Raw genomic sequence first — 15,632 nt, 5'->3', positions numbered from 1 at the left:
TTAAAGCAGAACCTTCATTGATAGAATAACAAATCGTTATCAACTATGCCTAATAATTATGCAAAGAATTTAACTTTCAATGCTATAACTAAGCAAATAAATTAAATAGAGCAATCCCTTATACTGAGAATTCCTTTATGAATAAATCAACTCATTTGATACAAATCACTGATAAAGCAAGGCAATTAATGAATGAACGCAATATTGATGCACTTATTTTGTCCACTCCCGAAAATTTTTATCATCTGACAGGACATCAAAGTTTCTTTCTGTATACATTTAAATATACCGGTGCTGCGGTAGCAATACTCTTTAGAGACGAAAAAATTCCCTCCTTAGTTTTAATGAATGAATTTGAAGCCCAAGGGGTGTCATTAGAAATGCCTAATTATATCTTAAAAACTTTTCCTATTTGGGTTGATATTGACACCCCATTTATGCCTCAAAACACTAATAAAAGAAGGCCTATTTTACCACCTACAGAACAAGTTCTTGCTGTCATTAAAGAATATCTTATCGCTCATGACAAGTTAAATAAAAATATAGCAATTGAATTCCCTCAAATTTCTTTACAAACTAAAGTATTATTAGATAAAATTTTTGGTAACGTCAATTGGCACGACTCAAACCAATTAATTGATGAACTAAGAACTATCAAAACAGATTATGAGATAGAACATCTGAGAAAAAGCGCCTTCATAACCGAAAGAGGTATAGAAGCCGCAATTAATAGCATAGAAGCTGGATGTAGCGCATATGAGTTAACTCATGCTTATCAAAAAGAAATTGCCAACTATAAAGAGACTAGTCATTCTAGATTCCACTTGATATCTATCGGGGAGTTATTTTCTCCTCAAAAAATACCTAGTAAACAAACCATTAAAGAAGGGGATTTAATTAAATTAGATTGTGGCGTCGATGTGGAAGGCTATGGTGCTGATATAGCAAGAACGGTTTCTTTTAAAAAACCTACAAAAAAAGCAGAAGAAATATTCGATATCATTCTTGCAGGGCATGAGCACATGCTCTCTTTAGTAAAACCTTTTGAGTCTATGGAATATGTGTTTAATAGTACCATTAAAAAAATTCAACAGATGGGTTTACCTAATTACCAAAGAGGGCATTTAGGCCATAGCAATGGATTATCACTGGGACTAGAAGAACCTCCCTTTGTAAAAAATCATACTAATTCAATTTTTTTACCTGGTATGGTCCTCAGTTTGGAAACGCCTTACTATGGTATTGGTGTTGGATCTATAATGATTGAAGATATGCTACTTATTACTAAGACAGGCTATGAACTTTTTAGTCAATTACCAAGAAGCTTGATTAATAAATAACCTTATGAAACAAAGTCTTGATAGAATATATCATCTAAAAAACCTTTCTAAATAAAGCATAATTCAATAATTTTTTAATCAGGCGATAATATAGATACAACTCGATTTTCTAAAGCGCTCAAACATTCGGACTAAGAAAGCAAATATGCACTTAGATTGAGGTATAAATATTAAAAGAGAAAAATGACTTACTCTTCAGGTACAAGCCATTCAACACTAAAATGGCCATGCCCATCAGGTGCCAATACTTTGGTTAACCAAGGAAGAATTTCTTTCATTTGATTTTCTAATTTCCAAGGTGGATTGATGACAATCATACCAGAAGCACTCATCCCCCTTTTATCACTATCAGGTCGAACACCGAGTTCAATTTGCAAGATTTTTTTAATACCACTTTCTTTTAACTCAGTACACATTTTCTTTATATTTTGACGAAAGACCACTGGATACCATAGGGCATAGATCCCTGTCGCAAATCGTTTATAACCCTCTTTAAGCGCTTTGACAACTTGTTGATAATCTTCTTTCAGTTCATATGAAGGATCGATAAGAATCAAACCTCGCCTTTCTAAAGGGGGTAAATGAGATTTTAATAAATGAAATCCATCCCCTAATTTGATCAAAGCGCGGGGATCGTGCAAAAAACCTTTTTTTAAAAATACTTGGTCGCTTGGATGAAGTTCTGCTAGTAATAATCGATCCTCTTCTCTAAGTAAAGCTTTAGCGATTATAGGAGATCCTGGATAGTAACGTAATGCTTGATCTTTTATTTTAGGGTTAAGTTCATGAATTAAAGAGAGATAAGGTTTAATTAATTCAGGAGGATTAGATGCTTCTAAAACCCGCACAATACCCTCTAAATATTCACCGGTTTTATTGGCTTCATCACTAGATAAAGAGTACCTACCCGCCCCTGAATGCGTATCTAAGTAAACAAAAGGTTTCTCTTTTTCTTTTAGTGATTCGATGATTAGAACCTGCACAATATGCTTTAAAACATCCGCAAAATTACCCGCATGAAATGAGTGACGATAACTTAACATAATAAAAAATAGTCCTTAGGAATGATCCTGTTGATTAAGGATTAACACTACGAGAAATAGGATTTTGTAGCGAAATGAGTGTTTCGGTTGATTGAATCTCATCAATACTCTGTATTTTATTGATAAGCACTTGTTGTAAGGCATCAATAGAACGGCACATGACTTTTATAAAAATGCTATATTGACCCGTGGTATAATATGCTTCTACGACTTCGTCTAAAGCATTTAATTTTTCTAGCGCTGATGGGTAATCTTTAGCGCTTTTTAATATAATACCAATAAAACAACAAACATCAAAACCTAAGTGCTTAGGTGAAACTGAAATGTGTGCTCCTGTGATAATGCCAGCTTGTTTCATTTTCTCTACTCTGACATGAATTGTACCCGCGCTAACATTTAACTGTTTTGCTAATTCAGCATAAGCGGTACGTGCATTATTCATTAATGCACTTAAAATCGCTTTATCTAAATTATCAATTTGATAATTTTGTGGCATATAACCCTCGATATTTTAAAGGATTCTCAATATTTTCTTTTTTTTTTATCGAAAAAAAAATTAAAAACCTTTATTTAGTATTGAATATTGAAATTATACCCCATTTTGTTGCTTAATAGACAAAAGAAATATAATTAACTTAATAAAATCGTTTATCACTTTCAGATTTAAGGATCACAAATGAGCCGTTCATATTCAGAAATGCAACAACAAATTAGCTTTGTAAAATCATTTTTTTCCGAGCAATTATCCAAACGTCTTGAATTAATAGAAGTACAAGCGCCTATACTCAGTCGATTAGGCGATGGCACACAAGATAATTTATCGGGCGCAGAAAAAGCGGTCCAGGTCAAAGTCAAGGCACTCCCAAAAGAAATATTTGAAGTAGTTCACTCATTAGCTAAATGGAAAAGACAAACTCTAGGGCGTGTTGGTTTTAAAGAGAATGAAGGGCTATATACACACATGAAAGCATTACGTCCAGATGAAGACAGATTGAGTCCTATCCACTCTGTGTATGTTGATCAGTGGGATTGGGAAAGAGTCATGTCTAAATCACAAAGAAATTTGGCTTATTTAAAAGAAACCGTTTCAAATATTTATGCTGCCATCAAGGAAACTGAAAAAGAGGTCTGTTCTCGTTTTGGGATAAACCCATTTTTACCAGAATCCATTCACTTTATTCATAGCGAAGATTTACTAAAGCGCTTTCCTGAACTTGACGCTAAAGGTCGTGAGAGAGCAATTACAAAAGAATTAGGTGCAGTTTTCTTAATTGGGATTGGTGGCAAATTAAGTCATGGTGATAGGCATGACATTAGAGCACCTGATTACGACGATTGGAGTACTGAGAACGAAGATGGTTTATATGGCTTAAATGGTGATATCTTAGTTTGGAATCCTATATTAGAAGATGCTTTTGAATTATCTTCTATGGGGATCCGTGTCGATGAAAATGCATTAAAAAAACAATTAGCCATAACAGGTGATGAGGATAGATTGTCCCTTGAGTGGCATCAATCTCTATTAAAAGGCGAAATGCCACAAACAATAGGTGGTGGTATTGGTCAATCACGTTTAGTGATGTTGTTACTTCAACTGTCGCACATTGGGCAGGTTCAGTGTGGTGTTTGGACGGATGAAACCAAAGCAAAATATACAGATTTACTCTAATATACCGCACCTTCAAAATAACGCATTTAAGCTTTTAATTGATAGGCATAGGTGCGTTATTGTCTGGTAATGAGTATTATTATAGACATTTTATCTGCTTTTATTTAAGTCATATCAGATTTAAAACGCACCCAAATTTATGTGACTAAACAGTTCTGTTTCGTTTATCATAAGAGTTCGCTTTATTTCATAGGTGTTTTAAAACCTAATTTAACTAATTGCTCGTGAGAGGACTTATCTGGAGCAATGACATTTAAAGAGGACCACTCTCTTCGCATAGAATAATTTTTTCGAAGCGCATCAAATTTTGTTGCAATTTCAGTAGCTGTTCTCGCTGATGCCATTTGGTATCGAAACTGATGAGCATCTTCAACCACATCATATAATAAACGGGCCAGTTTACTTAATGAAAATAAATCCAAACATTCAGCTAATGTAACTTCAGTTATCAAAGCTTCGGGCAAATATTGAACTAATAATTTCTCAGATTCAAATTCATCTAAAACAGTAATTCCTTGCTTTTCTAAATATTCTGGTTGAATTTGATTTAAAAATTTTACGTATTTTTCAACTAAAATTGTTGTACCTCTAAGTTTTCCTTCCAGTGAATGACCAGCAATATGGGGTGTAGCAATATCAATATAAGCGAGTAGCTCAACATTAATATGAGGCTCATTTTCAAATACATCCAATGCTACAGAAAGTGCTCTTCCCATTTTTAACTCTACAAGCAATGCACTATTATCGATAACTTCACCACGCGAGGCATTAATAATGATCTTAGGGCGATAAAGTTTAGATAACTTTTCTTTATCTAAAAGATGATAAGTATTATCCACACCTCCCTTTATGAGTGGAGTATGAAAAGTAATAATATCAGCCTTATCTAATATCGTATCAAAGTCGACAAATTCGGTTCTTTGCTTACCTGCATCTATCTCTTGTCGCTTTCTAGGTGGATCACACAATAAAACTGATATCCCCAAAATCTGCAAACGCTTAGCTAAAACTGAGCCAACATGTCCAACACCAACGATACCTATCGTTTTATCTTGTAAATTAAACTGATTTTTTTGTGCAAAATAAAAAAGGCAAGAAAAAACATACTCCACCACTGCAATGGCATTACATCCTGCTGCCGAGGTAACATGTACATTGTTGTTTTTTAGAGAATCTATGTCTATATGATCCATACCCGCGGTTGCCGTACCGACAAATTTAACTTGAGAGTCGCTAAGTAAATCTGCATTAACCGGAGTCACTGAGCGAACCATTAATGCTTGAGCTTCATTTAAGCATTCTTTAGCAAAAGGCCTTCCGGGCACAGAAACCACATCACCTAACTTTGCAAAGAAAGTAGTCGCCTTTGGCATAAGATCATCAACAATAATTTTCATGTATCCGCCTATATTGGAATAGTGTTTTATAAAATATACTAAAATTACTTTAAGTTGCAGGTACGGATATTATCCTAATGCTCATTCTGTGAGCGTTAAATAGTAGCAAAACCTGCATTGTGATTTCCATTGGGTATAAGTGCTTTATTAAAAAATAGTGCTTTTAGTCACTGAATACAGCTTTTTTAATCTGTTCTACATCAACTTCATCGAGATAACGTTCAATATTAGCATAAATAATTTTATGGTAGCCATACTCTGGAATTTTAAGTTCCTTGATAACTTCTTCTTTACTTACGCCTTCAAAAACGAGGCGATACATAGCGACGACAACTCCAGTTCTGTCACTGCCATGCCAGCAATGAATTAACACGGGTTTATTTGCATTTTTGATGAACTTTAGGGCTTCAATGATTTTTTCATCGGTAATATTAGCGGCATCCATTGGTACCCTACCTAGTTCTAAGTAAGTATTTTTTGTTTCGTCTGTATCATCATGCCATTGACGTAAGTTTAATACACTTTTGAATCCTATCGATGTTAAATTGTTCATCATCAATTCATCAGGCTGCGCGGATCGAAATATACCAGGCGCTACAGGATGAAAATTTTCTGGTAATACAAGCGGAAGAGAGTACGCATGTCCAGATACAAATAAAATGAGTAAAAAGAAATTAATCCTAAAAAAAATACCTCTCACAAATTTATGCATAATTAAAACTCCTCTATTATGAATACTAATACAATGTTTTATTTATTTTTGCTAATGTAAACTATTTATAACTCTAAGTTTTACGAATAGCGATTGAATATATATCAAATCGATGGTTTTTTGTTTTTATGGCTCCATCCGCCTTGATATTATTTAAAAAAGGGGCATGATCAGGTCTTTTTACTACAACACGCTTAGATGCAATTTTCAGAGCAGGTGTTAATAAATTATCTGCATCATTATCTTCACCAACTAATGATTGAAAAGAACGCATCTCTTTTTTAACAAGCGCAGTCTGCTTTTTGTTGCTAGGATGAGGATACATAGGATCAAGATAAACAACCTCATGAGGGCATAAAGAAAGCAAAGTATGCTCACTACTTGGGTTCGTCAGATCTGGATAGATTTGCTGCATTCTTTCTTGTATCCAATGACCAATCTCTGCATCTTGATAAGCACGGATCAGGCCATTTTCTAATAATGCTGCTACCACAGGATGCCTTTCTAATAATGTCACTTTACAACCAACAGACGCTAAAACAAAAGCATCTTTACCCAATCCTGCTGTTGCATCGATAACTGTAGGAAGGTAATCACCTTTAATACCGCAAGCTTTAACAATCGCTTCCCCTCTACCGCCACCAAATTGCCGTCTATGATTGAGCCCTCCTGAGGCAAAATCAACCACTATAGCACCTTGTTTAGGTTCATCTCTTTTATATAGTGCCAATCTTTTATTTTCAAAACCAAGCATAAATAAACAGTCATCTTGTTCTTTCAATTGCCATTTATCAATTATTTTTTGATACTCATCACTGTGTTTAAAAAATTCATCAAATGCAATATGAGAAACTGATTTAGGTAACAAAAAGGACATAAATAAACTCTTATTAACTCAGTAAAAAAGGGAATTGGCGCTACTTTGACCAATTCCCTTCCTAGGAAAAATTTATTATTAAAATTTAATCAAACAAAAGTACTGGTGCTAAGCACTTATTCCATAATGACGAATGAGTGCACTAATATCAGGTTCTCTGCCACGAAAACGTTTAAATAATGTCATTGGTGGCTCAGATCCACCTTTAGACAAAATTTGATTTAAGAAATCACGACCTGTAACCTCATTAAATATTCCCTCTTCTTCAAAACGAGAAAACGCATCAGCAGATAAAACCTCAGCCCAGAGGTAACTATAATATCCAGCAGCATAGCCACCTGCAAAAATATGGCTAAAAGAGTGCGCAAATCGGTTAAATTCTGGAGATTTGATGACAGCTACTTTAGCTTTAACACCTTTTAATATTTCAAGCACATCGACTACTTGAGTTAAATTGTCTTTTTGGTGTAATTGAAAATCAAATAACCCAAACTCTAATTGTCTTAAGATAAACATTGCGGCTTGATAATTTTTAGCTTCAAGCATTTTATCTAGCATCACTTTAGGTAAAGGCTCATTGGTATCAACATGCCCTGAGATAAAGGCTAATGCCTCTTCTTCCCAGCACCAATTTTCTAAAAATTGGCTTGGTAATTCAACAGCATCCCATGGCACTCCATTAATACCCGCAACACCTACAACATCAATTTGTGTCAGCATATGATGGATACCATGCCCAAATTCATGAAACAGTGTTATCACTTCATCATGCGTAAATAGTGCAGGCTTACCAGCAACAGGACGATTAAAATTGCACGTCAAATAAGCTACCGGTTTTTGCAAAGGGAGATTATGTAGTTTTAATTTTCCAACACAATCATCCATCCATGCCCCACCACGTTTGTGTTCACGAGCATACAAATCTAAATAGAAACTGCCTCTTAAGTCACCTTTTTCATCAAATAAATCATAAAAAGTCACTTCTTCATGCCAAGTGTCTACGCCCTTTCTCTTTTTAGCTTCAATGCCAAATAGGCGTTTGAGAACTTCAAATAATCCTGATAAAACACGATTTTCTGGGAAATAGGGTCGAAGTTCCTCATCGTTAATTGAAAAAAGATGCTGTTTTTGTTTTTCACTATAATAAGGAATATCCCACGCATTTAACATTTCAACATCGAAGTGCTTTTTAGCAAACTCGGTCAATGTTGCTAACTCTTTTTCGCCTTGAGGTTTAGCCTTTAAGGCCAGTTGATCTAAAAAGTTAAGTACTTGTTCTGGAGATTCAGCCATTTTCGTAGCTAAGGATTTTTGTGCATAATTATCAAAACCAAGTAAAACAGCAAGTTCATGTCTTAATGAGGTTATTTCTTTAATACACTCACTATTATCAAATTGCCCTGCATGAGGCCCCTGATCAGAAGCTCTTGTAACGTAAGCAAAATACATTTCTGATCTAAGACTTTCTTTATCTGCATACATCATTACAGGTAAATAACTAGGCATATCTAACGTTAATAAGTAACCTGTTTGTGATTTCGCTTCAGCTCGCTCTTTAGCCGCTGCAATGGCACTTTCTGGTAATCCAGCTAATTCAGAAACGTCTGTGACTAATTTACTCCAAGCCATCGTTGCATCAAGTACATGATTGCTAAATTGTGCTGATAAATCTGATAATCTTGCTACAATTTCACCGTAACGTACTTGCTTTGATTTTTCTAAGCCTATACCTGAAAGCTCAAAATCTCTCAAAGATTGAGTAATTGAACTTTGCTGAGCAATAGATAATTGTTCAAACTCAGGACTGTTTTTAATGGCTACATAAGCTTGATAAAGTCCTTCATGTTGCCCAACCCAAGTACCGTATTCTGATAATAGGGGTAAGCAAGCTTCATAGGCTTCTCTTAATTCAGGGCTATTTTTCACTGAGTTTAGATGACTGATTGGAGACCATACTCTAGAGAGTCTATCATCATATAAAGCCAAAGCTTCACACACTGATTCGAATGTGTAAGGAGTAGATTGATTAACGACTTTTTCTACGTTATCTCTACATAACTGAATCAAATGCTCAACCGCAGGCTTTATATGCTCAGGTTTTATTTTAGAAAAAGGGGGCAAATCAAACTCTGCTAAGAGTGGATTTGAATTAATATCCAACGTATTCATACTTGTCCTTTTATGTATTTTAATTCACACATTGATAAAAATTATCGTCATAGTGACTATTCTATTTTTCAATAATGCTTACTTTTTAACAATATCTTAAATAATCAGTTCCAAAAATGGGTTAAACAAACAATGCTGATTTGCTGTCTATTATCGCTATCAAAATGAAATAAGACCTATCGCATTTTTTACTTTAGCTAAGGTTTGATTTGCTCTTAAATTCGCTTTTTCAGCCCCTGATTGCATAATTTGAGTTAACAACTTCTCATCATGACGAAAATGATTATATTTCTCTTGAAGTTCATTTAGCATACCCACCACAGCAGTTGCGACTTCTCCTTTAAGGTGACCATACATTTTACCTTCAAAATGTTGTTCTAGTTCACTGATCCTTTGACCTGTAACACCAGATAATATATCAAGTAAATTAGATACACCGGGTTTATTTTTACTATCATAACGAATCACTGGTGGATCTTCAGAATCAGTTACGGCTCGTTTTAATTTTTTCTCAACCGATTTAGCATCTTCCAACAAACCAATCACATTGTTTTGATTTTCATCCGATTTAGACATTTTTTTGGTTGGCTCAAGTAATGACATAACTCTGGCACCTGATTTAGGAATAAATGGTTCTGGAACCTTAAAAATATCCCCATAAATGGCATTAAAACGTTGGGCTATATCACGGCTTAATTCTAAATGTTGCTTTTGATCTTCACCAACTGGTACTTGGTGTGTCTGATAAAGCAAAATATCTGCTGCCATCAATACTGGATAACTGAATAGACCCGCATTGATGTTTTCTTCATAACGTTGAGATTTATCTTTGAATTGAGTCATTCGGCTCAATTCTCCAAAATAACTGTAGCAATTAAGCAACCAAGCAAGCTCACTATGCGCAGGAACATGTGATTGAACAAAAATAGTACTTTTTTTAGGATCAATACCGCAAGCAAGATAAAGTGCCAGAGTATCTAAAGTGGCCTTTCTCAATTGAGCTGGGTCTTGACGCACTGTAATGGCATGTAAATCAACAATACAATAGATGCAATCATACATGTCTTGCAGCTGTACCCATTGCCTTAAGGCCCCCATATAGTTGCCTATTGTTAATTCACCTGAGGGCTGCGCACCGCTAAATACAGTCGGTTTTTGCGAAGAGAGATTTTGTGACATAAATGACCTCTTAACTCATTTTTATAAAACACCTAACAAATTAAACGAATCAATCAATGATACGTAAATGAGAGGCTTTCTTGGGTGTGTTTGACTTTTTTGCTGGTGACTCTTTTTTAGATGTCGTATTTTTTTCTGTAGATTTTTGATTTGTGGTTTTGGGATTTTTTTTGCTTGTTTTCTTGGCCGGGTCCAATACTTCACTTGAATTATTTTCTTCTAAAACTTGGATTGATTGTTTGGCTTCTAAAGCTTCACGTTCATTTTCATAGTAAGATTCAGGTGGAAAACCAAGTCCCATGTTATTTTCTTTCGCGTAAATAGCAACAACACCACCTAGCGGGATAATAATTTGTCTAGTCTTACCATTAAAACTGGCATTGAAGGTAATAAAATCATTTCCTAAAGATAGAGAATCTAGCGCGCTCATAGAAATATTAAACACTATTTCTCCATTTTTTGCTAATTCTAAAGGGACATCAGCTCCAGGATAAGTGGTATTAACTAAAAGGTAAGGGGTTAAATTATTATCAACTAACCATTCATAGTGCGCTCTTAATAAGTAAGGCCTTAGAGGTTTTATATTAGAAACATCAATTGTCATAGTTTTTATCCTAGCAGCGAGAAAATGCGGTTATATTTTTATCCGCATCTCTCTTTCTTGTTGTGTTAAAGACAATAAGAAACCATCTCTGTTAAAGATTTTTTTCATGTAAGGTTTAATGTCTTTAGCGCTTTGTGTTCCATTAATTTCAATACCCAAATATGGTAAACGCCAGAGCAATACACCCAAAGCGCAATCAATTAAAGAAAACTCTTCACTCATAAAAAACGGCGTAGAGCTAAATAAAGGAGCAATTGACATCAATTCATCTTTTAGTTGCTTACGTGCTTTATCTCCTTCAGCTGAAATAGACTGTGCAGCCTCTGCTAAAGGATACCAGTCCTGTTCTATTCTGTTAAGCATTAAGCGACATGAGGCCCTTCCTGCCGGGAATACTGGCATTAATGGCGGATGAGGAAATCTCTCATCAACATACTCAGCAATGATTTGCGTATAGTAAAGTGTTAATTCTCTATCGACAAGAGTAGGTATAGTTCCATAAGGATTCAAGGACAATAAATCATCAGGTAAACGATTCATTACTACATGTTCAAATTCACAAGGAACGCTTTTTTCTGCCAAAATAAATCTAATTTGATGACTTCGTATGTCCGTTGGACCAGAAAATAATGTCATCGTTGAACGCTTGTTAATAGCAAGCAACATAAATCCTCCGAAAAACGCTTAAATACTCTTTACTCTTAAAATTATTAAATATTATACCATATTTTAACGCGCAGATTTTTTTCAAATCATTAAATAATATCTGTATATCGTATTTAAGGATTTATTTAAGGCATTACTTTTACGGCTTCAATTGATTCATCAACATCATCTGCTATTCGCTGTGTCATATACTCATAAAATGGATTTGAAGAGGCTCTTAACAATGTATCTAAGTCGACTAATAAAACAGAACGCTCACCTCTTACAGCTAAGCTCCCTAAATTAATCCCATATTGAGTTGGATTAGAGGGTGAACTACCATATAAAGGATCGTTTGCTGAAAATGGAATAGCCACATGAGATAGAGAGAAAAATTCACTAGGGTAATTCATCCCAAGTGGTTCAACTATTGCCTCATTCGTTAATGCTTTTTCAGTTCTAGCAACTACTTCACTATTATATTTTTCACGATTAGTGATGACAGTTGCATCATAATTTCTAGGCGTTTGGGGTAATAATTGATCAACATTAGAAATGGTTGAGGAACGCATTAAAATATCAAAATTAGCAGCACGATTAATATCAAATAGAATTAATTCACTGCCATTAGCTGGTAATTTATTATAAAGCGCTGTAATTACTGCTCTTGTGCTGACTGTAAAATCAACAACTGATTGAAAAGTAACAACCGGGGGTAAATCTTTTAATAAATCTCTATTAGAAAAATCAGAAATCTGCTGCTGAAGTACACTTGTTAATAAGTGAGATTGTCTTGCACCATTAACAGGGAATGAGTTGTACTTAAACGGATTAAACTCTGGTAACACACTCAACCAAGCTGCTTTAGCAAAAGGAGGAAAAACTGCAGGCCATCCTGCAATCCCCGCAAATCTAGCAAAAGAAGTAATACCAATCATAGGCGAAATTAACACTAAGTGATCTGGTTTGACTAAATTAGGATCTTCAATTGCATCTAGTGCATACTTCATAGCAAGTGCACCACCATTTGAAAAACCAACGATATGTAAAGGTGCATTCTCTGGAATTAATCGTTGAGCCTCCCTCACACCCAATCTTGTAGCAGCTAACCAATCTTCCCAATCAACCTTACTTAATGCAGCAGGGACAGTACCATGCGCTGGCAATCTTAAGCCAATAGCAATAAACCCTTTTTGACGATATAAATCCGCCATGTTTCTTAAACTATAAGGCGTATCTGTTAAGCCATGAAGTAAAACAACAGCACCTCTAGGCTTAGGAAACAGATCATTGTCGGGTTTCATAATATACGTTCTATTCCAATCTTGTTCAAAATTGCCAGGATAAACTGCACTTTCTTCTAAATATCTATTTAAGGGAATGCCATTTATGCCTAATTCTGAACTCTTCTTTTTAAGGCCAGAGAAATAATCCTTCCAATTTTTTTCAGCAACTAAGGTGTCGTCTATTTCCATCTCGTCATCAAATCCATCTATATCAGATACTGAAAGAGTCTGACCTTGAGCTAATGGCATAACAACATTTTGCTTAACTTCAAGAAAAATACGTTCTTCTTCTTTTAAATATTCTGCAAATGACATCTTATCAATTTCTTCAGCCGTTAATTCATTTGGCACGTATCGATGCCAAACTTCAAGACGAAGCCCTCTTTGAGAATCATAGATACGTATGACCATAAAAGTACACAAAGCAACAAGTGCTAACATCAATAATCTTTTAGTCCAACGCTTAATTAATCTGACTGACATATGCCAACAACTCCTATTTAATAAAATATTTTTTTATATTTTTCTATTATTTGATAATTGATACTATATCACTTAACTATCCAAAGTTTTCCAAGTTATTTTTAATGATTCAATCACCTATTTAATGTGATCTAAGTTAAATTATGAACAAAAATATCGCATTTATATACATTTTAAACATTTTTTATTAAAAATGTGTCATTACAGGCAGATTTTATTCGTCAAAATCAGATATTATTCAATTAGCAATAATCACTATGGATTTTTTCAAGAGATTAACGCAATAAATATAGATATTATCGAATTCAACATTTAAGTTGATCTTATAAAAAACAATTAAAGGATAAGGAAATTTCGAATTGGATTCAATACTCAATCTATCCATAAGTGATGAAAAAATAAATATTCTTCAAATCACAGACACTCATCTTTTTGCGGATAAAGAAGAGAAGTTGCTTGGGATCCCAACATTTAAAACTTTTCATGCTGTAATTAATAAAATTTTAGCGTTGGGTAAAAAATACCATTTAATTGTCTGTAGCGGAGATATTAGCCAAGATCAAACAGAGCTATCATACACACATTTTATGCAGGAAATTGAAAAATTAGAAACCCCTTTGGTATGGATCCCAGGTAATCATGATGAACAATCACTCATGCAAAAACTTCTAACCAATAAAACAATTTTTCAATCAAAAACTATTGTAGTGAATAACAATTGGCAATTAGTTTTATTAGATAGTCAATTTAAAGGCTACCCTAAAGGAATGCTAAATGATAAGCAATTAGATTTTTTGGATAATACATTACATGAATCAAAAGATAAAAATACCCTCATATTTATTCATCATAATCCTAAAGAATGTGGTTCAGCATGGCTTGATGAACATAAATTACAAAATAGCGACGCACTGGCTAAAATTTTAGAAAAGCATGAGGGGATCAAAGCTGTGATCTGTGGACATATTCATCAAGAAATCAATAGTTCATGGCTTAGTTGGCCTTTTTATTCAACACCATCAACATCAATACAGTTTTTACCTCAATCCGATCAATTTTCACTTGATGTGAATTACCCTGGATTTAGAGAATTTGAATTAAACCTAAATGGCAGTTTTAGTACTAAAGTAACACGTATTGAAACGCCTTTCTATCAGATTGATAAAGAAGCAAAAGGATATTAAAAATTCATAGTCTTTCTTTACTATTTATTGATTATCTAAATCTTTCTCCCAAAATTCTCCTTCATCTAACACAGGAGATCCTGGGATTGATTTCTTCTCATCAGCCCACTCGCCTAAATCAATCAATTGACAACGCTTAGAGCAAAATGGTCTAAACGGACTGATGTGAGCAAAAACTACATCTGTTTGGCAAGTAGGACATTTAACTATGATTAAATTACTCATCAAGAACTCTCTTTAAGATTCATTTACCCTATAATTTCATTTCTTTTGAACACATACTCCCCATCGGATGATTCATCTTTTGAATAGGAGTAACCTTCAATATTAAACGCTTTTAATGCCTCTTTATGAACAATTTTATTAGTAATAATATATCGGCTCATTAAACCACGTGCTCTTTTGGCATAAAAACTTATGGTCTTAAATTGACCATTTTTTTCATCTAAAAAAACAGGCTTTATAATAGGGATATTCAGTAATTTAGGCTTAATCACATTAAAATATTCATCGGAAGCTAAATTCACAAGATATTCAATATTTCCTTTTTTTGCATAGTCATTGATATACTGAGTCAAAAGCGTGCCCCAAAACTCATATAAATTTTTTCCTTTTTTATTCTGAAGTTTAGTACCCATTTCAAGACGGTAAGGGCGCATAAGATCTAGTGGTCTTAAAATCCCATATAAGCCAGATAATATTTTTAAATGATTTTGAGCAAACAATAAGTCTTGTTCGGTTAAAGACGAGGCATTTAGCCCCTGATAAACGTCTCCTTGAAAGGCAAATATCGCTTGCCTAGCCACGGTAAAATCTATTGATTTTTCCCATGAAGCAAAGCGTGCTACATTAAGAGAAGCAAGCTTATCACTGATTTTCATTAAACGGGCTAACTCATCAGGGGCCAATTCTTTACAGACTTCAATTAATGCTTCAGAATTATCTAAAAACTGAGGTTCGGAATAATTTAGGCTTGGTAAATCGGATTCATAATCCAATGTTTTAGCAGGAGAAATAAGAATTAATAGTGACATGAAAATTTAC

General features: G+C 34.3%; 14 protein-coding genes and 1 pseudogene. 3 read left to right on the top strand and 12 right to left on the bottom strand.

Annotated features, from left to right (window positions below):
* Nucleotides 1–137 precede the first annotated feature (137 nt).
* On the top strand, nucleotides 138–1,340 hold the full coding sequence (locus ACFFIT_RS11420) for a M24 family metallopeptidase (protein ID WP_385877801.1): 1,203 nt from the start codon (nucleotides 138–140) through the stop codon (nucleotides 1,338–1,340).
* 188 nt (nucleotides 1,341–1,528) lie between these two features.
* On the opposite strand, the gene ACFFIT_RS11415 is transcribed toward ACFFIT_RS11420, so the two are convergent.
* Nucleotides 1,529–2,383 carry a 23S rRNA (adenine(2030)-N(6))-methyltransferase RlmJ gene (locus ACFFIT_RS11415; RefSeq protein WP_385877800.1) on the bottom strand — a complete coding sequence of 285 codons (855 nt, stop codon included), beginning with the start codon at nucleotides 2,381–2,383 and terminating at the stop codon, nucleotides 1,529–1,531.
* A gap of 34 nt (nucleotides 2,384–2,417) precedes the next feature.
* Entirely contained in the window at nucleotides 2,418–2,879 is a 462-nt protein-coding gene (gene asnC / locus ACFFIT_RS11410) for a transcriptional regulator AsnC (protein WP_385877799.1), read from the bottom strand.
* A 180-nt stretch (nucleotides 2,880–3,059) separates the two neighbouring features.
* Between asnC and asnA the strand changes: the two genes are divergently transcribed.
* A complete protein-coding gene (gene asnA / locus ACFFIT_RS11405) occupies nucleotides 3,060–4,052 on the top strand; it encodes an aspartate--ammonia ligase (protein ID WP_385877798.1) in 993 nt (330 codons plus the stop codon).
* A 182-nt stretch (nucleotides 4,053–4,234) separates the two neighbouring features.
* On the opposite strand, the gene ACFFIT_RS11400 is transcribed toward asnA, so the two are convergent.
* From ACFFIT_RS11400 to ACFFIT_RS11365, 8 genes and pseudogenes are all read right to left on the bottom strand, one after another.
* Complete coding sequence (locus ACFFIT_RS11400) at nucleotides 4,235–5,449, bottom strand: 4-phosphoerythronate dehydrogenase (protein WP_385877797.1); 1,215 nt, start codon at nucleotides 5,447–5,449, stop codon at nucleotides 4,235–4,237.
* A 163-nt stretch (nucleotides 5,450–5,612) separates the two neighbouring features.
* On the bottom strand, nucleotides 5,613–6,161 hold the full coding sequence (locus tag ACFFIT_RS11395; protein WP_385877796.1) for a tyrosine-protein phosphatase: 549 nt from the start codon (nucleotides 6,159–6,161) through the stop codon (nucleotides 5,613–5,615).
* Between the two features lie 73 nt (nucleotides 6,162–6,234).
* Nucleotides 6,235–6,951 (bottom strand): annotated as a pseudogene (locus ACFFIT_RS11390) (class I SAM-dependent methyltransferase); the annotation flags it as partial.
* Between the two features lie 195 nt (nucleotides 6,952–7,146).
* The gene (prlC, locus tag ACFFIT_RS11385; protein ID WP_385877795.1) at nucleotides 7,147–9,207 is read right to left on the bottom strand and encodes an oligopeptidase A; all 2,061 of its coding nucleotides are present in this window, start codon (nucleotides 9,205–9,207) and stop codon (nucleotides 7,147–7,149) included.
* A gap of 159 nt (nucleotides 9,208–9,366) precedes the next feature.
* A complete protein-coding gene (gene trpS, locus ACFFIT_RS11380) occupies nucleotides 9,367–10,386 on the bottom strand; it encodes a tryptophan--tRNA ligase (RefSeq protein ID WP_385877794.1) in 1,020 nt (339 codons plus the stop codon).
* Between the two features lie 49 nt (nucleotides 10,387–10,435).
* The gene (locus ACFFIT_RS11375) at nucleotides 10,436–10,990 is read right to left on the bottom strand and encodes a ClpXP protease specificity-enhancing factor (protein ID WP_385877793.1); all 555 of its coding nucleotides are present in this window, start codon (nucleotides 10,988–10,990) and stop codon (nucleotides 10,436–10,438) included.
* A gap of 30 nt (nucleotides 10,991–11,020) precedes the next feature.
* On the bottom strand, nucleotides 11,021–11,656 hold the full coding sequence (locus ACFFIT_RS11370) for a glutathione S-transferase N-terminal domain-containing protein (RefSeq protein ID WP_385877792.1): 636 nt from the start codon (nucleotides 11,654–11,656) through the stop codon (nucleotides 11,021–11,023).
* A gap of 125 nt (nucleotides 11,657–11,781) precedes the next feature.
* Nucleotides 11,782–13,404: an alpha/beta hydrolase gene (locus ACFFIT_RS11365; RefSeq protein WP_385877791.1), complete on the bottom strand. Its 1,623-nt coding sequence runs from the start codon at nucleotides 13,402–13,404 to the stop codon at nucleotides 11,782–11,784.
* Between the two features lie 359 nt (nucleotides 13,405–13,763).
* On the opposite strand from ACFFIT_RS11365, the gene cpdA reads away from it, so the two are divergent.
* Entirely contained in the window at nucleotides 13,764–14,588 is an 825-nt protein-coding gene (cpdA, locus tag ACFFIT_RS11360) for a 3',5'-cyclic-AMP phosphodiesterase (RefSeq protein WP_385877790.1), read from the top strand.
* Nucleotides 14,589–14,612: 24 nt separating this feature from the next.
* Here the strand turns inward: cpdA and yacG are convergent, their stop codons facing one another.
* Entirely contained in the window at nucleotides 14,613–14,813 is a 201-nt protein-coding gene (gene yacG, locus ACFFIT_RS11355) for a DNA gyrase inhibitor YacG (RefSeq protein ID WP_385877789.1), read from the bottom strand.
* 23 nt (nucleotides 14,814–14,836) lie between these two features.
* Nucleotides 14,837–15,622, bottom strand: a complete 786-nt coding sequence (gene yaaA, locus ACFFIT_RS11350; RefSeq protein ID WP_385877788.1) for a peroxide stress protein YaaA — start codon at nucleotides 15,620–15,622, stop codon at nucleotides 14,837–14,839.
* Nucleotides 15,623–15,632: the final 10 nt, after the last annotated feature.

The organism is Thorsellia kenyensis, assembly GCF_042432445.1.
In the GTDB taxonomy this organism is placed as follows: Bacteria; Pseudomonadota; Gammaproteobacteria; order Enterobacterales; family Thorselliaceae; genus Thorsellia; species Thorsellia kenyensis.
Note: the sequence above shows the minus strand (reverse complement) of the source record. Positions and strands in the feature narration are given on the sequence as shown.